This is a genomic window from Streptomyces sp. NBC_00299 (assembly GCF_036173045.1).
Taxonomy (GTDB): Bacteria; Actinomycetota; Actinomycetes; order Streptomycetales; family Streptomycetaceae; genus Streptomyces; species Streptomyces machairae.
Map to the genome: position 1 here is coordinate 4,326,592 of NZ_CP108039.1, position 18,599 is coordinate 4,345,190.

An 18,599-nucleotide genomic window follows, 5' to 3' on the forward strand; every position below is an offset into this window, starting at 1 on the left:
GGTGCCGCTCGGACCCGGGCTGAATGATCCTGGCCGGCGCCGAGAAGGACCGTTGGCGCTACGCGAACCCCCACCGAAACAGCCACAGGCCGCCGCAGGCATCGCGCCGCCCAACCGCCGGAGGCAACCGGCACTCACACCGACATGTGATCCAACTTCCGCAGAATCACGCCCTCCCGCAACGCCCAAGGGCAGACCTCCAGCGTTTCCACCCCGAACAGATCCATCGCCCCCTCGGCCACCAGCGCCCCCGCGAGCAACTGCCCCGCCCGTCCCTCGGAGACCCCCGGCAGTTCGGCGCGCTGGACCACCGTCATCCCCGCCAGTCGGGGAACCCACGCCTCCAAGGACTCCCGCTTCAGCTCGCGCTGGGCGTACAGGCCCTCCGCGGAGCGGGCGGCGCCGGCGAGGCGGGCCAGTTGCTTGAAGGTCTTGGACGTGGCGACCACGTGATCAGGCGCGCCGAACCGGGTGAATTCGCCGACCGTACGGGCGATCTGCGCGCGGACATGCCGGCGCAGCGCGCGTATGTCCTCCGGCTCGGGCGGATCACCCGGCAGCCAGCCGGCCGTCAGCCGCCCCGCGCCCAGCGGCAGCGACACCGCCGCGTCCGGCTCCTCGTCGATGCCGTACGCGATCTCCAGGGACCCGCCCCCGATGTCCAGCACCAGCAGCTTCCCGGCGGACCACCCGAACCACCGCCGCGCGGCGAGGAAGGTCAGCCGAGCCTCCTCCGCACCGGTGAGAACCTGCAGCTCAACCCCGGTCTCAGCCTTCACGCGCGAGAGCACGTCATCGGCGTTGGTGGCCTCCCGCACCGCGGACGTCGCGAACGGCAGCACCTCCTCGGCGCCCTTGTCCTCGGCGGCCTGCAGCGCCCCGTGGATGACGCCGATCAGCTTGTCGATGCCCTCGGGACCGATGGCCCCGCTGTCGTCGAGGAGTTGGGCAAGGCGCAGTTCCGCCTTGTGCGAGTGCGCGGGCAACGGGCGCGCGCCGGGGTGCGCATCCACCACCAGGAGATGCACCGTGTTGGATCCAACGTCGAGGACACCGAGTCTCATGTACGGAACGCTACTGCCCCCTGGTCGATCCTCCGTCCTCGAAGCCGCAGGTGCGGACGTCGTACTCTGGACGCGTGCCAAAGACGAAAAAGGCGAAGAACGACAAGACGGCCAAATCAGCCAAGGGTTCTTCGCAGGCGAAGGCAGCCATGAAGTCGAAGAAGCCCACGAAGCCCTCCCAGGACCAGGAACCGGACGAGAAGGGCCTGGACTTCGCACGCGCATGGGTGGAGTTCCCGGATCCGGCGGACGACGAGCAGGTCTTCCGGTGCGATCTGACATGGCTGACCTCCCGCTGGAACTGCATCTTCGGCAGCGGCTGCCAGGGCATCCAGGCAGGCCGCGCGGACGACGGCTGCTGCACGCTGGGCGCGCACTTCTCCGACGAGGACGACGAGAAGCGGGTCGCCGATCATGTGGCGAGGCTCACGCCGGAGATCTGGCAGCACCATGACGAGGGCGTGGAGCACGGCTGGATCTCCGAGGACGAGGACGGCGACCGCCAGACCCGCCCCTTCAACGGCTCGTGCATCTTCCAGAACCGCCCCGGCTTCGCGGGCGGAGCGGGCTGCTCGCTGCACATCCTCGCCCTGAAGGAGGGCCGCGAGCCGCTGGAGACCAAGCCGGACGTCTGCTGGCAGCTGCCGGTCCGGCGGACGTACGACTGGATCGACCGGCCCGACGACACCCGGGTGCTCCAGGTGTCGATCGGTGAGTACGACCGTCGAGGCTGGGGCCCGGGCGGCCACGACCTGCACTGGTGGTGCACGTCGGCGACCTCGGCGCACGGCGCGGGCGACCCGGTGTACGTGTCGTACCGGCCGGAGCTGATCGAACTGATGGGCAAGGCGGGCTACGACCGCCTCGTCGAGCTGTGTGAGGAGCGGCTGGCGTCGCAGCTGCCGTTGCTGGCGCCGCATCCGGCGGATCCCGTCGGCTGACAGCCGGGCAGGGGCCGGCGGCCTACGACCCCGAGGGGCTCGGGTCGCCGCTCCCGCTGGGCGGCGGCGTCGAGCCCTCCGGCTCGGACGGGCCGGACTCGGACGGCTCGCCCGGTGTGGGCGGCGGGTCGGAGGGCGAGGTCGGCAGGTCGCTGGGCGTCGGGTCGGTCGGAGCCGGGGTCGTCGGCGTCGGATCGGGCCCCGAGGACGAGGGCGGCGGCTCGCTGGGGGTCCCGGGGTCGGTCGGATCGGTGGGCTGGGGGTTGCTGGGATTCGGGCCGGGGCCCTGTCCCGGGCCGGAGGGGCTCGGGGCGGTGCCGTAGCCCTCGATGGAGACGAGGGCGCCGGCTGGTGAGATCGCCAGCCGCGCGCTCCAGTACCCGGACGGCTCCCGCAGATGGTCGACGTACACCTTGATCGTCAACGACTCACCGGGCGCCAGCGTTCCCGCCGACTGACTCAGATAGAGCCAGTGCGCACCGGTGCTCGCGGACCAGCGCACCGGCATACGCCCCGTCGCTCTGAGGGTGACGAGCGTGGTGTCGCCGCTGTTGCCGGCCGACACCTCCAGGCCGCCGACGCCCGCCCCGCGCGCGCCGCTGACGCTGACGACCTCCACGGAGACGTCCGGTTTGCCGCGGTCGCCGAAACTTTCACCGCGTCTGGTGCTCGCGTTGCCCGCGTTCTCGTAGCCGTCGCCCGCGGCCTCCCCGTCGAGGCTGCCGGGGCCCTGCGCCTCGCTCGCGCTGGCCGAGCTGCCGTCGACGCCCTCACCGGTCGGGGTGCCCCGGTAGGCGGCCCACAAGGCGATGACGGGGGCGGCGACGACGGTGGCGACGACGGTCGTCGTGACGGCACGCGCGCGCAGCCGGTCCCGGCGGGCGGCGCGGTCCTTCGGGTCCATCGGAAACCCGCGCCGGTCGAAGCGCGGCACGGCCACGCCCCGCGCGCGTGGGGCGTGCGCGAGGGCCATGTGCAAGGCCGCGCGGGGCGCTTGCAGGACGGGCAGTTCGGCGGGGGTGACGGCCGCGCCGGGCCACCGGCCCGGGACGGCGCGCTCGGCGGTACGGCGGCAGCGCGGGCAGTCGTCGACGTGCCGGACGAGCTCGCGGCGCAGGGCGGTGCCGAGGACGAGCTGGTTGTCGCCGGTGAGCCGGGCGACGCCCGGACAGGCGCCGGTCTCGACGACGGCGAGGGTCGCGCGCGTGCGCTCGACCTCGCAGGCGGCGGAGGCGAGCAGCTCGCGGGCGCCGGCCAGGTCCATGCCGAGGACGGCGGCGACCTCATGGGTGGCGAGGTGGTGGCGTACGGCGAGTTCGAGGGCCTCGCGCTGCTCCGGTGTGGTGCCTGCGGCCTCCGGCCAGGCCAGCAGGGCCAGTTCGCGGCGCCGCTGCTCCTGGACCTCCTCGGCGACGGCCGGCCGCGCGGCCTGTGTCCCGGTCTGCCGATGGGCGCCGGTCCGGCCCGCCGCGTGGCTGCCCTGACGTTTCTGCTTGGCCTCGGCCAGCTTGCGCAGACACGCCCAGCGGGCCAGCGCGTACAGCCAGGGCCGTCGGTCCGCGGCGGCCTCCGGCACGCGCTGTCCGCGCCGTTCGGCGAGGGCGAGGACGTCGCCGAGGGCGGCGGTCGCGGTGTCGTGGTCGCACAGCACGGACAGGCAGTAGGTGAACAGCCCGTCCAGATACGGCTCGTAGCGCGCGGGCGTCCGCTGCGCCACAGTGCGCGCCGCCGCGCGATCGCGCGCCTCCCGCTGCGCCCGGTGCGCGCCGGCCGTGCGGGTCGAGGTCTCCGGACTGCTGCTCATCATTGGTGGACCGTAGGCGGCCCCGGGTGGCGCCTTCTCCCCGCTTGAGCAGTTTTACTCCGTACGGGTGAAACGATCCCTCAATAGGGGACAGGAGCGCCGGATTCCGTGGTTTGTGCATGACGAGAAGGCCCCGAGCAGGCATTGCACCGACCCGAAGCGGCTGTGCACAGGCGTACGGCGTTGTCAGTGGGCTCGGTTACGGTTCATCGCATGGCTGCCCGTACCAAGTCCACGAAGGACCGCCCGTCCTACCGCTGCACGGAGTGCGGCTGGCAGACGGCCAAGTGGCTCGGCCGCTGCCCCGAGTGCCAGGCCTGGGGGACGGTCGAGGAGTACGGCGCGGCCGCGGTCCGTACGACGACGCCGGGGCGGGTCACGACGTCCGCGCTGCCGATCGGGCAGGTCGACGGACGGCAGGCCACCGCGCGGCCCACCGGCGTGCCCGAGCTGGACCGGGTGCTCGGCGGCGGGCTGGTGCCCGGCGCCGTCGTCCTCGTCGCGGGCGAGCCCGGCGTCGGCAAGTCCACGCTGCTGCTGGACGTGGCGGCCAAGTCGGCGAGCGACGAGCACCGCACGCTCTATGTCACCGGCGAGGAGTCGGCGAGCCAGGTGCGGCTGCGGGCCGACCGCATCGGCGCCATCGACGACCACCTGTATCTCGCGGCCGAGACCGATCTGGCCGCCGTGCTGGGCCACTTGGACGCGGTGAAGCCGTCGCTGCTCATCATGGACTCGGTGCAGACCGTGGCCTCGCCGGAGATCGACGGCGCACCGGGCGGCATGGCCCAGGTCCGCGAGGTGGCCGGCGCCCTGATCCGGGCGTCCAAGGAGCGCGGGATGTCCACCCTCCTTGTGGGGCACGTCACCAAGGACGGGGCCATCGCCGGACCCCGCCTCCTCGAACATCTCGTGGACGTGGTGCTCAGCTTCGAGGGCGACCGGCACGCGCGCCTGCGTCTCGTACGAGGCGTCAAGAACCGCTACGGCACGACGGACGAGGTCGGCTGCTTCGAACTGCACGATGAGGGCATCACGGGCCTTGCCGACCCAAGCGGACTTTTCCTGACCCGTCGTGCCGAACCGGTCCCCGGTACCTGTCTGACGGTCACCCTGGAGGGCCGCCGCCCGCTGGTGGCCGAAGTCCAGGCGCTCACCGTCGACTCACAGATCCCCTCGCCCCGCCGTACGACGTCCGGCCTGGAGACGTCCCGCGTCTCGATGATGCTGGCCGTCCTCGAACAGCGCGGCCGGATCAGCGCCCTCGGCAAGCGGGACATCTACTCCGCGACAGTGGGCGGAGTAAAGCTCTCGGAGCCCGCCGCCGACCTCGCGGTGGCCCTCGCCCTGGCCTCCGCCGCGAGTGACACACCTCTCCCCAAGAACCTCGTCGCGATCGGCGAGGTGGGCCTTGCGGGCGAGGTCAGACGGGTCACGGGCGTGCAGCGCAGACTCGCCGAAGCGCACCGCCTGGGCTTCACGCACGCCCTCGTACCGGGCGACCCGGGCAAGATCCCTGCGGGCATGAAGGTGCTGGAAGTGGCCGACATAGGGGACGCGCTGCGGGTCCTTCCGCGCTCGCGTCGCAGAGAGGCCCCACGGGACGACGAGGACCGCCGGTAGACTTTGCCCAGGTCTCGCCCGTCCGTGCGAACAGAATGTGCGAAACGGGGGCGCCCCAGAACCTGCGACCGGAGGAGTGCAGTGGCAGCCAACGACCGGGCAGCAGCTCCCGGAAAGTCCGGTGGGAGCTCCGGTGCCGATGGCCTGATGCGCGCCTCACTGAGCGCCGTGGCACCCGGCACGGCCCTGCGCGACGGGCTTGAGCGGATCCTCCGCGGCAACACCGGCGGACTCATCGTGCTCGGCTCCGACAAGACCGTCGAGGTGATGTGCACGGGCGGATTCGTCCTGGATGTCGAGTTCACGGCGACGCGACTGCGTGAGCTGTGCAAGCTCGACGGCGGGATCGTGCTGTCGTCGGATCTGTCGAAGATCCTGCGCGCGGGCGTCCAGCTGGTCCCGGACCCGACGATCCCCACCGAGGAGACGGGCACCCGGCACCGCACGGCGGACCGGGTCAGCAAGCAGGTCGGCTTCCCGGTCGTCTCGGTCTCCCAGTCCATGCGGCTGATCGCGCTCTACGTCGACGGCCACCGCCGCGTCCTGGAGGACTCGGCGGCGATCCTCTCCCGCGCCAACCAGGCCCTGGCGACCCTGGAGCGCTACAAGCTCCGCCTCGACGAGGTCGCGGGAACGTTGTCAGCGCTGGAGATCGAGGACCTCGTGACGGTCCGCGACGTCTCCGCGGTCGCCCAGCGCCTGGAGATGGTCCGGCGCATCGCGACCGAGATCGCCGAATACGTGGTGGAGCTCGGCACCGACGGACGTCTCCTGGCCCTTCAGCTGGACGAATTGATCGCGGGCGTGGAGCCCGAGCGCGAGCTCGTGGTGCGCGACTACGTCCCCGAGCCGACGGCGAAGCGCTCCCGCACGGTCGACGAGGCGCTGTACGAGCTGGACGCGCTCACCCACGCCGAGCTTCTCGAACTTTCCACGGTGGCAAGAGCGTTGGGCTACACCGGCTCCCCGGAGGCGCTGGACTCCGCGGTCTCCCCGCGCGGCTTCCGCCTCCTGGCCAAGGTGCCGAGGCTGCCGGGCGCGATCATCGACCGCCTGGTGGAGCACTTCGGCGGCCTGCAGAAGCTGCTCGCCGCGAGCGTGGACGACCTGCAGACGGTGGACGGCGTCGGCGAGGCCCGGGCGCGCAGCGTCCGTGAGGGCCTGTCGCGGTTGGCGGAGAGCTCGATCCTGGAGCGGTACGTCTAGCCGGGCCGCTCAGCCGACTTCGCTCAGCAGACTTCACTCAGCCGACTTCTGCCGCTGACGGCCGCTAGTCGTTCTCCAGCACGAACGACGTCTGCGCCGTCCCGAACCCGGGCGTCTTCGCCTCCACCAGATACGTCCCCGCCGGGGCGGCCCCCGCGGGCGGCGTCGCGCACTGCGGAGCGCTCGCCTTGCGGTCCCACTTCACGGTGTACGTGATGCTCTCACCGGTGGGCACCCGGAACTTCAGGCTGCCGGAGACCTTGGGGCAGTCGGCCGAGGACCAGAAGTCGTCCTCGGATCCCGCCTGGGTGAGCGTCACCACGGCGTTCTTCGGGCCGAGGTCGACCTTGCAGTCGTAGCTGGAGGAGTTCGTCGCGGTCAGCAGCACGGCGGGCGTCTGACCGGGCTCGTACGCGTTGCGCAGGCTCCGCACCGTCACCTTCACCGCGCCCGTGACACAGTCGGGCAGCGTGGACCCCGCGGCGACCGCGTCGTCCGCGCCGACGCCGCTGCCGGAGCCGCCACCCGCGGATCCGCTGCCCGAGCCGCCGGAGCCGTCCCCGGACCCGCTGTCGTCGTCCGATCCGGAGCCGTCACCGGACCCCGACCCGTCGGAGTCCCCACCGCCGGGCGACTCGTCGCGCCCGCCCGGCGCCTCACTGATCGCCGGCCCCGAACTCGACGGGCCCGGTGTGATCGTCGAGGGCGCGGGATTCTTGCCGTCGGAGCCGCCCTCGTCGTTCTTGCCGCCACCGCCGCCCGAGGTGAGCACCCAGGCGGCCAGCAGGGCCAACAGGGCGACCACAGACAGCATTACGGCCCTCCGACGCCAGTAGATGGAGGAGGGAAGCGGCCCGACCGGATTGCGCAGAGATCCCACGGCGCAAACTGTACGAGAGATCGGCGCGCTAGCTTGCTCCACCCGCCGCCGAAGGCCGCAACTTTTCCGGATCATCATTCCGGAAACCGCCCGGCGAGGCCGCCCCACCCCTGTCTTCCGTCAGGCGCGACACCTGACGATCGCAGGATGTGACGGTATCGGCCCGCCGCCTACGGTCCGTGACCATGGACTTCGAGGACGCGGAGCTCTACCGCGACATCACCGGCTTCGCCCATGACACCCCAACGTGGGTACAACACACCGCCGAGACAGGGACGGAGGCCGGACTGCTGCTGTTCGCCGCCCTGTTCGTCGCCGCGTGGTGGCGAGCAAGACGCGACACCACCCGGGCCTTCGCGATCGCGGCCCTTGCACCTCTGGCCACGGCTGTGGCGTACGTCTGCAGTGAACTCCTCAAGTCGGTTGTCACGCAGGAACGTCCGTGCCGGGCGATACCGGACGCGACCGCCTCTCTCGCCGCCTGTCCGCCGCCCGGCGACTGGTCCTTCCCCAGCAACCACGCCACCATCGCGGGCGCCGCGGCCGTCACCGTGGCCCTGACCAGGCAGGCACTCCTGTGGCTGACGGCCCCCTTGGCCCTGCTCATGGCCTTCTCCCGCGTCTTCGTCGGGGTGCACTATCCGCACGACGTCGCGGCGGGCCTCGTCCTCGGCACGGTCGTCGCCGTGGCGGCCGTACGACTCGGCACCGGCCCGGCGATCCGACTGGCGGAGGCGATGCGGGCCTCGTCGGCGCCCGCCGTCCGGTGGTTCACGGGCCCGGGACCCGAGCGGGTCGCGGCGTACGGCATGCGCTGAGCCTCACGACTCCACCAGACCCGCCTCGTACGCCACGATCGCCGCCTGCACCCGGTTGCGCACCCCCAACCGGTCCAGCACCGCGCTCACATACGCCTTCACCGTGCCCTCGACGAGATGCAGCCGGGCGGCGATCTCCGGGTTGGACAGGCCCGCGCCGACGAGTCCGAGCACCTCGCGCTCGCGCGGGCTGAGCGTGGCCACGCGTGCGCGTGCGGCGGCCTCGCGGCCGAGTCGCCCGTCGCTGCCGCCGAGCCCGTCGATGACATGGCGGGCCACCTTCGGTGACAAAAAGGCCGCGCCGCCGGCCACCGCCCGGACGCCCGCGATCAGTTCGTACGGGTCCCCGGACTTCAGCAGGAATCCGGTGGCGCCGCCGCCGAGGGCGCGGGCCACGTAAGCCTGTTCGGAGAAGGTGGTGAGCATCGCGACGGCCGTGCCGGGGACACTGCGGACGATCTCCTCGGCCGCCGCGAGCCCGTCCAGGCGCGGCATGCGGATGTCCAGCAGGGCCACGTCCGGCCGGTGCGCCCGGGCCAGCTCGACCGCCTCGCGCCCGTCGCCGGCCTCCGCGACGACCTCGGTCTCCCCGCCGCTCGTCAGGATGGCGCGCACGCCGGCCCGCACCATCGCCTCGTCGTCGGCCAGCAGTACCCGGATCACCGTACGAACTCCTCATCTGTGGGAGGGCGTTGCGACAGACCCACCCTCGGGATCACGTCCTTGGCGACGAGCCGCCCCTCGTCGTCGAAGCAGAGCATGAAGTGGTCGACGGAGACGAGGAGTTCGCCGCTCGCGCGGTAGTAGCGGCAGTCGCTGCCCGCCGGGGGCGGCTCGGGCGCACGGTCCACCGGCGCGTCCCGCACGCTGCGGTCCGGCAGGACGTGGGCGAGTTCGTCGCCCGAGGTCCCGAGCCGCAGCTCGGCGTAGGCCGCGGGCGGCAGCACCGAGTGGGTCTCCGTGTACGCGTACCAGGCGAACCCCCCGCCGACGAGGACGACACCGGCAGCTACGGCGGCCACGAGGGCGAGGACGACTCGGCGGCGGGCTTGGGTGTAGGGGGCGTACGGGGCCGGCGTCGGCCGTACGGCCGGGGCGACGCCCTGCTCGGGGACGTACGCCCACACGCGGAAGCCGTCGCCACGGGGACCCGCCTCGAAGTCACCGCCGACCGCGGTGACGGCGGCGCGCAGGGCCTGCAGGCCGGTTCCGCCGGAGGGGAGAGAAGCCGAGGGGAGGGAACCGGAGGGGAGAGAAGGGGCGCCGGAGTCGGGCGGCGTCGCCGAGGCCCGCTCACTGGTCACCGTGACCGTCGTACCGCCCCCCTCCCTGGCCGCCACCACAGTGACCTCGGCACCCGGCGCGTGCCGGGCGGCGTTCGTCAGCGCCTCGCGGACCACCCGGTACAGGACCCGCTCGGCGACGCCGCCTGGCTCCAGCGCCACTGCCGTACCGCCTTCGGGCTTCCCCCACCGGACCGGCAGCCCCGACTCGGCGGCGCGGGTGACGAGTTGCTCGACGGTCTCCCCCGGCGGGCTCAGGGACACCGGCTCGTTCTCCTCCCGCAGGACGCCGATGATGCGGTGCAGCCGGTCGGTGGCGTCCGCAGCCGCCGCGCGCAGGTCGGCAGCAGCGGTGCGGTGGTGGTCCGGGAGGTCGGGAGCGACCTGGAGGGCGCCCGCGCGCAGGGCGATGAGGCTCAGCTCGTGGCCCAGCGAGTCGTGCATGTCCTGGGCGATCCGGGCGCGCTCGCGCAGCCGGGCCCGCTCCTCGGCGATGCGCTGCTCGCCCTCCAGACGCGCGGCCCGGTTCCAGCCGGCCGCGGTCAGCTGACGGTTCTGCCGCCAGTACCGGCCACCGAGCCAGGGGAAGACACACCCGAACAGCAACGTGCCCGTCAGCACCACCCACTCCGGCGCCGGATCGACCCCGAACAGCGCGATCCGCGCCGTACCGAGACAGCAGACGCCCCCGAAGGCGACCAGGGCCGGCCGCACCCTTTCCGCGCGCAGACCGAGCAGCAGCGCGAAGACGCCGAGCGCGGGGCCGTAGGAGACGGTGAACAGGGCCGGGGCGGCGACCAGACTCAGTACGGCCGTCAGCGCGAAGGCCACCAGGGGGCGCCACCGGGCCACGGCCACCGCGGCGGCGAGTACGGCCACCCCGGCCAGTTGCTGCCACACGGCACGCGGCTCGTTCATCCCGAGCCGATCGGCCGTGAGCGCGGGCAGCACGAGGGCGGCCCACAGGAGACAGGCCCGCCAGGTGCGAGGACGTTGCATCCGCCTGACGCTACAAGCGGGGGGCGGGGGGCCACTGCTGTCGATCGTCAGGTGCTGCGCACTCTCCGGGGCCGGCCCCGGCATCCCGGCCCGACCCGCCACCCACCCGTCTATCCACCCATCCACCCATCCACCCGCAGCCGCAAAACGCACCGCCACCACCACCTACCCACCCGATCGCCCACGACGTGGCAGGATCGGAAAGGCCATGACTGCGCCAACGAAGCCTCCGCACAGCCACTCCACCGACGCCGGCCGCCACGCCCCCCGCGCCACGCTGCTGCAAGCCACCGTCATCGACTGGTTCGACGAGAACGCCCGCGACCTCCCCTGGCGGCGCCCCGAAGCGGGCCCCTGGGGCGTGATGGTCAGTGAGTTCATGCTGCAGCAGACGCCCGTGAACCGCGTCGTGCCCGTCTACGAGCAGTGGCTCACCCGCTGGCCCCGCCCCGCCGACCTCGCCAAGGACGCCCCCGGTGAGGCTGTCCGCGCCTGGGGCAGGCTCGGCTACCCGCGCCGCGCGCTGCGGCTGCACGGCGCCGCCGTCGCCATAGCGGAACGGCACGGCGGGGACGTACCGACCGACCACGCCCAGCTCCTCGCGCTGCCCGGCATCGGCGAGTACACGGCCGCGGCGGTCGCCTCCTTCGCCTACGGTCAGCGGCATCCCGTCCTGGACACCAACGTCCGCCGGGTCTTCGCCCGTGCCGTGACCGGCGTGCAGTACCCGCCGAACGCCACCACCGCCGCCGAGCGCAAGCTCGCCCGCGCGCTGCTCCCCGACGACGAGGGCACCGCCGCGCGCTGGGCCGCCGCCTCCATGGAGCTCGGTGCGCTGGTGTGCACCGCGAAGAACGAGGCGTGCCACCGCTGCCCGATCACCGCGCAGTGCGCCTGGCAGCTCGCGGGCAAGCCGGAGCACGAGGGCCCGCCGCGCCGCGGTCAGACGTACGCCGGAACGGACCGTCAGGTGCGCGGCAAGCTGCTCGCCGTACTCCGCGACGCCCATGCGCCCGTCCCGCAGGCCGCACTCGACCGTGTGTGGCACGAGCCGGTGCAGCGTGCCCGCGCCCTGGACGGCCTCGTCTCGGACGGTCTGGTGGAGCCGCTGCAGGGCGGGATGTACCGGCTGCCGCTGAGCTGACGCGCCGACACATCACGGACGGGCGGCCGCGTCCCGGACGCACAGCCACCTCACAGCCGTAGAGCGTCTGCAACACGGAAGACACAGCCGCCGCACGGCCGCCACACGGCCGCAATATGGACAAACCCTCCCATACCTACCCTCAACTCCCCTGCCGTTTTATCCCTTTCCTGCTTCCGTTACACAACCGACGGACAGCCGAGCGCTAGCCGCAGGCTGCTTCGGACAGCCCCGTGACAACGCCTCCGTAGCTTCATTTCCGTACCCGACAGACGGGGACGACTACGAACCACAGGCAGTGACGACCGGCGGCCAACGAGCCGACGGGTACGGGGAATCGGAGGCGGTCAACATGGCGCAGGGAGAGGTGCTCGAGTTCGAGGAGTACGTCCGCACCCGGCAGGACGCGCTGCTGCGCAGTGCCCGCCGACTGGTCCCGGACCCGGTGGACGCCCAGGATCTGCTGCAGACGGCGCTGGTGCGGACGTACCACCGCTGGGACGGCATCGCGGACAAGCGACTCGCGGACGCCTACCTGCGCCGCGTCATGATCAACACGCGGACCGAGTGGTGGCGGGCCCGGAAGCTGGAGGAGGTGCCGACCGAGCAGCTGCCTGACGCCTCGGTCGACGACTCCACCGAGCAGCACGCGGACCGCGCCCTGCTGATGGACATCATGAAGGTTCTCGCTCCGAAGCAACGCAGCGTCGTCGTGCTGCGACACTGGGAGCAGATGTCCACGGAGGAGACGGCCGCCGCCCTCGGCATGTCGGCCGGAACGGTCAAGAGCACGCTGCACCGGGCGCTCGCCCGGCTCCGCGAGGAGCTGGAGAGCCGCGATCTGGACGCACGCGCGCTGGAGCGTGAGGAGCGGGAGCGTTGCGCGGCCTAGGCACGACGACGGGCGGCACCGGACGCACGGAAACGGGTGACAGGGGCACCGACGGGGACAGCGAGGACCTCGGCTCACCCCGGCCCGGGCCCGTCCCCGTCCGGGGGACCTTCCAGGCGGCGTTCACGGCGGTGGCCGTGGTCGTCGCCCTCGCCCTTTTCGCCTCCGGGTGCGCCACCGGCGGCACCGGCGCCCGCGACGAGGGGCCGGCCCACGCCGACTCGGTGGGCGACGCGGCCGTGTCGTCGACGCTCGCACCCTCGCCCTCGGCGTCGGCCTCTGCCTCGGCGGTGCCGGACCGGACGGAGGCCGTCCGCCTGGTCAAGGCGGACCCCGCGGTCTCGTCGGAGGTCAAGCGCGAGCTGAAGCCGTGCGTCTCCGACGACTATCCCGTCGACGTGTCGTACGGCGATCTGACCGGCGGACCCGCGGAGGACATCGTGGTCAACGTCCTGTCCTGCGGCGATGCGGTCGGCGTCGGCTCGTACGTCTACCGGGAGTCGGGTGGCGAGTACCGCAATGTGTTCAAGGCCGAGGAGCCGCCCGTCTACGCGGAGATCGACCGCGGCTACCTGGTGGTGACGAAGCAGGTGTACGCGAAGGACGACGCGCTGTCGAACCCGTCCAGCGAGAACGTGATCTCATACGAGTGGACTTCCGGCCGCTTCGTCCTGAAGTTCAGGACGCGCACGGACTACGGCACCCTCGGCAGTGACGAGGAGTCGGCGGCGCCCGACGGCTGAGGTCCCGTGGCGACGGCAGTGAACGCATCGCGCGCCTCACGCGTCCCTCAAGTGGACGCGTCCGACGCACCCGGAAGACGAATACCACTGAAGAGCACCGCTGACGAGCACCCCTGAAGGCATACGGCACACGGAACACGAGGACTGAGAGCACCGGGATGGCAGACCAGACCCACGTCCTGTTCGTCGAGGACGACGACGTCATCCGCGAGGCCACCCAACTCGCCCTGGAGCGGGACGGCTTCGCGGTCACCGCCATGCCCGACGGGCTGTCGGGCCTGCAGGCGTTCCGGACGGACCGGCCGGACATCGCGTTGCTGGACGTCATGGTCCCGGGCCTGGACGGCGTCAGTCTGTGCCGCCGGATCCGCGACGAGTCGACGGTGCCGGTGATCATGCTCTCGGCCCGCGCGGACTCGATCGACGTGGTGCTGGGCCTGGAGGCCGGCGCCGACGACTACGTGACCAAACCGTTCGACGGTGCCGTACTGGTCGCGCGGATCCGCGCGGTGCTGCGCCGCTTCGGGCACGCGAGCGGCACCGACCGCGTGGAGGAGGCCGAATCGGCCGCCACCGGCGGGCTGCTGGCCTTCGGGGACCTGGAGGTCGACACCGAGGGCATGGAGGTGCGCAGGGACGGGCAGCCGGTCGCCCTCACACCGACCGAGATGCGGCTGCTGCTGGAGTTCTCGTCGGCGCCGGGCACGGTGCTGTCGCGGGACAAGCTGCTGGAGCGCGTGTGGGACTACGGCTGGGGCGGGGACACCCGTGTCGTCGACGTCCATGTGCAGCGGCTGCGGCAGAAGATCGGCCAGGACCGTATCGAGACGGTCCGTGGCTTCGGCTACAAGTTGAAGGCCTGAGCGGGGCGGGCATGCGGGGGATGTTCAGACGCCCGGCTCCGTCCGGCGTGGTGCGCGCGGCGGGCCTCACGGACGCGGCCGACGCCGCGACCGTCGGTGGCGGCGGGGCAGGCATCGGTGCGGGAACGCGCGTAAGAGGCCGCATGGGCGGTGGCCGTAGGAGCGGTGGTCGTACGCGCGGCCGCAGCGGCGCGCGCGGGCGCGGTCGCCTGGGCAGCCGTATGGCCATCCGTACGGGTCTGCGGTGGAAGCTGAGCGCGGCGATCGCGCTGGTCGGCGCACTCGTGGCGGTCGTGCTGAGCCTGGTCGTGCACAACGCGGCCCGGGTCTCGATGCTGGACAACGCGCGCGACCTCGCCGACGAGCGGATCCAGATCGCCCAGCGCAGCTACGAGCAGTCCAAGCGGTTGAACTTCCCCAACGCGACGATCGACGACCCGGAGCTGCCCGCGGCACTCCGGGAGAAGGTCGAGGAGGGCCGGCGGGCGACCTATGTGGCCGACACGCCGGGCGGCACGCCCGACATCTGGGCGGCCGTACCGCTCAGCAACGGCCATGTCCTGTCGCTGCACACCGGGTTCACCGACCGCAGCGAGGACATCCTCGACGACCTCGACGACGCACTGATCATCGGCTCCATCGCGGTCGTCTTCGGCGGCAGCGCGCTCGGCGTCCTCGTCGGCGGGCAGTTGTCGCGCCGGCTGCGCAATGCGGCGGCCGCGGCGAACCGGGTCGCGAGCGGGGAGCCGGACGTGCGGGTGCGGGACGCCATCGGGGGTGTCGTACGGGACGAGACCGACGATCTGGCCAGCGCGGTCGACGCGATGGCGGACGCGCTGCAGCAGCGGCTGGAGGCGGAGCGCCGGGTCACGGCGGACATCGCGCACGAGCTGCGCACGCCGGTGACCGGTCTGCTGACCGCGGCCGAGCTGCTGCCGCCCAGCCGGCTCACCGAACTGGTCCTGGACCGGGCGAAGGCCATGCGCACGCTCGTGGAGGACGTCCTGGAGGTGGCCCGGCTGGACAGCGCCTCGGAGCGGGCCGAGCTGCAGGACCTCATGCTCGGCGAGTTCGTCAGCCGGCGGGTCGCGGCCAAGGATCCCGATATCGAGGTGCGGGTCGTCCACGAGTCGGAGGTCACGACGGACCCGCGGCGCCTGGAGCGCGTGCTGTTCAACCTGTTGGCGAACGCGGCGAAGCACGGCCGGCCGCCCATCGAGGTCACGGTCGAGGGGCGCGTCATCCGGGTCCGCGACCACGGCCCCGGGTTCCCCGAGGACCTGCTCGCCGACGGGCCGAGCCGCTTCCGCACGGGCAGCAGCGACCGCGCCGGCCACGGCCATGGCCTCGGCCTGACGATCGCGGCAGGTCAGGCCCGGGTCCTCGGTGCCCGCCTGACCTTCCGCAACGTACGGCCGGCGGGCGCCCCTGAGCATGTCTCGGCGGAGGGCGCGGTGGCCGTCCTCTGGCTCCCGGAGCACGCGCCGACGAACACGGGAAGCCATCCGATGCTGCCGTAGGCCTGTGCTGACGCCGGCGCCGACGGTCGGGCCGGCTTCCGGGCAGCTCGGCGGCTGCTCACCCGAACGACTTCGAGAAGTCGAGCTCCTCACTGCGCTCGGTCAGCGAGTACCAGTTGCCGTTGTCGTCACGGAAGATCGCCTCGATGCCGTACGGCCGCTCCTGCGGCTCCTGGATGAACTCCACGCCGCGTGCCCTGAAGGTCTCGTAGTCCCCCCGGCAGTCGTCGGTCCGGAACGCCCCGGCCCCGATGACGCCCTTCCCGACGAGCGTCTTCAGCGCCTCGGAGGACTCGGGGTCGAGGCCCGGCCCGTCGAGGCTCATCAGCGCGAGCTCGACGTCCGGCTGGTCCTTGGCGCCCACGGTGATCCATCGCATGTCGCCCATGGAAAGGTCGTTGCGCACTTCGAAGCCGATCTTCTCGGTGAAGAAGGCCTTGGTGCGCTGCTGGTCAAACGTCCATACGGTGGTGATGCCGAGGCCCTTGATCATGACGGTGCCCTCCCGTGCTGTGGCTGGTTGTTCTCTCCGTCACGTTAGGCAGAGGCGCCATCAGGGAGCTTCTCCAAACTTGCTCTCCTGCCCCTCCCCCTGCCCCTCCCCCTGCCGCTCCCCTTCACGGCGCCGGAATCCCCCGGCCCACAACATCGCGTAGCACCCCGGTATCAACGCCGCTCCCCGGCCGACATGCTTCTCCCGGTACTCGGTCGGCGTCAGCCCGGTCCGCGCCTTGAACCGGGCCGAGAACGTGCCCAGGCTGCTGAACCCGACCAGATGGCAGATCTCCGTCACGGTCAGGTTGGCCCCCCGCAGATACTCCTCGGCCCGCTCGATCCGCCGGTGCGTCAGGTACTGCCCCGGCGTCTGCCCGTACGCCGCCTTGAACGCCCGCACGAAGTGATACCGCGAGTACCCGGCGTGCGCGGCAACGGCGTCCAGGTCGAGCCTCGGGTCGGCCCACTCCCGGTCCATGGCGTCCTTCGCCAAGCGCAACTGCCGCACCTTGCCCATGGCCCGATGGTGACACGGCCCACTGACACCGCCCTCGGCCGCCGACGCGCTCGCTCCACGAAAACGCGAAGGCCCCCGGGACGAAACGTCACCGAGGGCCCCACACAAACCGCCTGCTCAGACGGCCTCCACCACCACAGCCTTGGCCCCCGGGCCACCCCCGGCGGCAGCGCCCCCGTCGGCGTCGGATTCCGGCCCCGCCCCCCGCAGCGGCACCTCCTTGACGAACACCGCCGCCACAAGAGCCACCACAGCCACCACGGCTCCCAGCAGAAACGCGGAATGCGTCCCGGCGGACACCGCATGCTGGTACGCCTCCCGCACAGCCTCCGGCAGCTTCGCCAGACTCTCGGCATCCAGCTGAGCCGACTGCTCGGTCACCCGCGCGCCCAGCGCCCCGCCCTGCTCGGACATGACGTCCTGCACGCGGCTGTTGAACAGCGCCCCCATGATCGCGACGCCGAACGAGGACCCGAGCGTACGGAACAGCGTGGTGGACGAGGACGCGACACCCATGTCCTTCATCTCGACGCTGTTCTGCGCGACCAGCATGGTGATCTGCATCAGACAGCCCATGCCGAACCCGACGACGGCCATGAACACCCCGGACATGAACCGGCTCGTCCCGGTGTCCATCGTCGACAGCAGATAGAGCCCGACGACCATCAGCACACTGCCGACGACCGGGAACACCTTGTACCGCCCGGTGTTCGTGGTCACACGCCCGGCGACCATCGAGGTCACCAGCATCGCCCCGAGCATCGGCAGCAGCAGAAGCCCGGAGTTGGTGGCGGAGGCCCCCTGCACCGACTGCTGGTACAGCGGCAGGAACAGCGTCGCCCCGAACATCACGAACCCGACGATGAATCCGATCACGGACATCAGAGTGAAGTTCCGGCTGCGGAAGATGTGCAGCGGCACCACCGGCTCCGCCGCCTTGGTCTGCCAGAACACGAACCCGACGAGCGCGGCGACCCCGATCCCGGTGAGCTCCATGATCCGCGCGGACGTCCACGCGTACTCGGTGCCGCCCCACGTGGTCACCAGCACGATCGCGGTGATCCCCACGGTCAGCAGCCCGGCCCCGAGATAGTCGATCCGCGCCTGCGCCCGCTTCCTCGGCAGGTGCAGCACGACACTGATCGCGGCGAGCGCCACGACCCCGAGCGGCAGGTTGATGTAGAAGGCCCAGCGCCAGCCCCAGTGATCGGTGATGGTGCCGCCGACGAGCGGCCCGGCGATCATCGCGAGCGCCATCACGCCGGCCATCATGCCCTGGTACTTGCCCCGCTCGCGCGGCGGAATCAGATCACCGATGATCGCCATGACGCCGACCATCAGACCACCGGCACCCAGGCCCTGCACCGCCCGGAAAGCGATCAGCTGCCCCATGTCCTGCGCCATGCCGCTCAGCGCGGAGCCGATGAGGAACAGCACGATCGACGCCATGAACATGCCCTTACGGCCGTACATGTCGCCGAGCTTGCCCCACAGCGGAGTGGAGGCCGCGGTCGCCAGCGTGTACGCCGTCACGACCCACGCCAGATGCTCCAGCCCGCCCAGCTCGCCCACGATCGTCGGCATCGCGGTGCCCACGATCATGTTGTCGAGCATGGCGAGCATCATCGTGATCATCAGCGCGAGCAGCACGACGCGCACGCTCTTGGGCTGCTTGCCCGGTGGCTCCGTCTCTGTGTCCACTGCTGTGGTGTCCGCCATGGTTCCCACTCCCCCGGCTACTTACTTGCCGCCCGACTAGTTATCTACACTGAGGGAACCTAGGTGCGTAACTAGCCGGGCGTCAAGT

General features: G+C 71.8%; 17 protein-coding genes. 9 read left to right on the forward strand and 8 right to left on the reverse strand.

Going from position 1 to position 18,599, the window contains the following annotated elements:
- Window positions 1-134: 134 nt before the first annotated feature.
- Window positions 135-1,064: a Ppx/GppA phosphatase family protein gene (locus OHT51_RS18890; protein WP_328880112.1), complete on the reverse strand. Its 930-nt coding sequence runs from the start codon at window positions 1,062-1,064 to the stop codon at window positions 135-137.
- A 74-nt stretch (window positions 1,065-1,138) separates the two neighbouring features.
- Here OHT51_RS18890 and OHT51_RS18895 point away from each other — a divergent pair, with 74 nt between their 5' ends.
- Window positions 1,139-2,005 carry a hypothetical protein gene (locus OHT51_RS18895; protein WP_328880113.1) on the forward strand — a complete coding sequence of 289 codons (867 nt, stop codon included), beginning with the start codon at window positions 1,139-1,141 and terminating at the stop codon, window positions 2,003-2,005.
- Between the two features lie 22 nt (window positions 2,006-2,027).
- On the opposite strand, the gene OHT51_RS18900 is transcribed toward OHT51_RS18895, so the two are convergent.
- Window positions 2,028-3,812 (reverse strand): BACON domain-containing protein, encoded by a 1,785-nt coding sequence (locus OHT51_RS18900; RefSeq protein WP_328880114.1) that lies wholly within the window; start codon window positions 3,810-3,812, stop codon window positions 2,028-2,030.
- Between the two features lie 210 nt (window positions 3,813-4,022).
- On the opposite strand from OHT51_RS18900, the gene radA reads away from it, so the two are divergent.
- The gene (gene radA / locus OHT51_RS18905; RefSeq protein WP_328880115.1) at window positions 4,023-5,432 is read left to right on the forward strand and encodes a DNA repair protein RadA; all 1,410 of its coding nucleotides are present in this window, start codon (window positions 4,023-4,025) and stop codon (window positions 5,430-5,432) included.
- Between the two features lie 81 nt (window positions 5,433-5,513).
- Window positions 5,514-6,638, forward strand: a complete 1,125-nt coding sequence (gene disA, locus OHT51_RS18910) for a DNA integrity scanning diadenylate cyclase DisA (protein ID WP_328425026.1) — start codon at window positions 5,514-5,516, stop codon at window positions 6,636-6,638.
- A 64-nt stretch (window positions 6,639-6,702) separates the two neighbouring features.
- Here the strand turns inward: disA and OHT51_RS18915 are convergent, their stop codons facing one another.
- Window positions 6,703-7,518, reverse strand: coding sequence for a hypothetical protein (locus OHT51_RS18915; RefSeq protein WP_328880116.1), 816 nt, complete (start codon window positions 7,516-7,518; stop codon window positions 6,703-6,705).
- Between the two features lie 185 nt (window positions 7,519-7,703).
- On the opposite strand from OHT51_RS18915, the gene OHT51_RS18920 reads away from it, so the two are divergent.
- Complete coding sequence (locus tag OHT51_RS18920; protein WP_328880117.1) at window positions 7,704-8,336, forward strand: phosphatase PAP2 family protein; 633 nt, start codon at window positions 7,704-7,706, stop codon at window positions 8,334-8,336.
- A gap of 3 nt (window positions 8,337-8,339) precedes the next feature.
- Here the strand turns inward: OHT51_RS18920 and OHT51_RS18925 are convergent, their stop codons facing one another.
- Entirely contained in the window at window positions 8,340-8,999 is a 660-nt protein-coding gene (locus OHT51_RS18925; RefSeq protein ID WP_328880118.1) for a response regulator transcription factor, read from the reverse strand.
- Complete coding sequence (locus OHT51_RS18930) at window positions 8,996-10,618, reverse strand: sensor histidine kinase (RefSeq protein ID WP_328880119.1); 1,623 nt, start codon at window positions 10,616-10,618, stop codon at window positions 8,996-8,998. Before OHT51_RS18930 ends, OHT51_RS18925 begins: the two co-directional genes overlap by 4 nt.
- Before the next feature lie 208 nt (window positions 10,619-10,826).
- Here OHT51_RS18930 and OHT51_RS18935 point away from each other — a divergent pair, with 208 nt between their 5' ends.
- The 5 genes from OHT51_RS18935 (at window position 10,827) to cseC (ending at window position 15,780) form a co-directional block, all read left to right on the forward strand.
- A complete protein-coding gene (locus tag OHT51_RS18935) occupies window positions 10,827-11,762 on the forward strand; it encodes an A/G-specific adenine glycosylase (RefSeq protein ID WP_328880120.1) in 936 nt (311 codons plus the stop codon).
- A 352-nt stretch (window positions 11,763-12,114) separates the two neighbouring features.
- Window positions 12,115-12,654, forward strand: a complete 540-nt coding sequence (locus OHT51_RS18940) for a SigE family RNA polymerase sigma factor (protein ID WP_003999062.1) — start codon at window positions 12,115-12,117, stop codon at window positions 12,652-12,654.
- 131 nt (window positions 12,655-12,785) lie between these two features.
- Window positions 12,786-13,397, forward strand: a complete 612-nt coding sequence (locus tag OHT51_RS18945) for a hypothetical protein (protein WP_328884367.1) — start codon at window positions 12,786-12,788, stop codon at window positions 13,395-13,397.
- A 158-nt stretch (window positions 13,398-13,555) separates the two neighbouring features.
- Window positions 13,556-14,260, forward strand: a complete 705-nt coding sequence (gene cseB / locus OHT51_RS18950; protein WP_328880121.1) for a two-component system response regulator CseB — start codon at window positions 13,556-13,558, stop codon at window positions 14,258-14,260.
- Window positions 14,261-14,271: 11 nt separating this feature from the next.
- A complete protein-coding gene (gene cseC / locus OHT51_RS18955; protein WP_328880122.1) occupies window positions 14,272-15,780 on the forward strand; it encodes a two-component system sensor histidine kinase CseC in 1,509 nt (502 codons plus the stop codon).
- Between the two features lie 58 nt (window positions 15,781-15,838).
- On the opposite strand, the gene OHT51_RS18960 is transcribed toward cseC, so the two are convergent.
- The 3 genes from OHT51_RS18960 to OHT51_RS18970 all read right to left on the reverse strand — a co-directional run bounded on the left by OHT51_RS18960 (window position 15,839) and on the right by OHT51_RS18970 (window position 18,511).
- Window positions 15,839-16,273, reverse strand: a complete 435-nt coding sequence (locus OHT51_RS18960; RefSeq protein WP_328880123.1) for a VOC family protein — start codon at window positions 16,271-16,273, stop codon at window positions 15,839-15,841.
- Between the two features lie 60 nt (window positions 16,274-16,333).
- Window positions 16,334-16,792 carry a helix-turn-helix transcriptional regulator gene (locus OHT51_RS18965; RefSeq protein ID WP_328880124.1) on the reverse strand — a complete coding sequence of 153 codons (459 nt, stop codon included), beginning with the start codon at window positions 16,790-16,792 and terminating at the stop codon, window positions 16,334-16,336.
- Between the two features lie 117 nt (window positions 16,793-16,909).
- Window positions 16,910-18,511, reverse strand: a complete 1,602-nt coding sequence (locus tag OHT51_RS18970; RefSeq protein ID WP_328880125.1) for an MDR family MFS transporter — start codon at window positions 18,509-18,511, stop codon at window positions 16,910-16,912.
- Window positions 18,512-18,599: the final 88 nt, after the last annotated feature.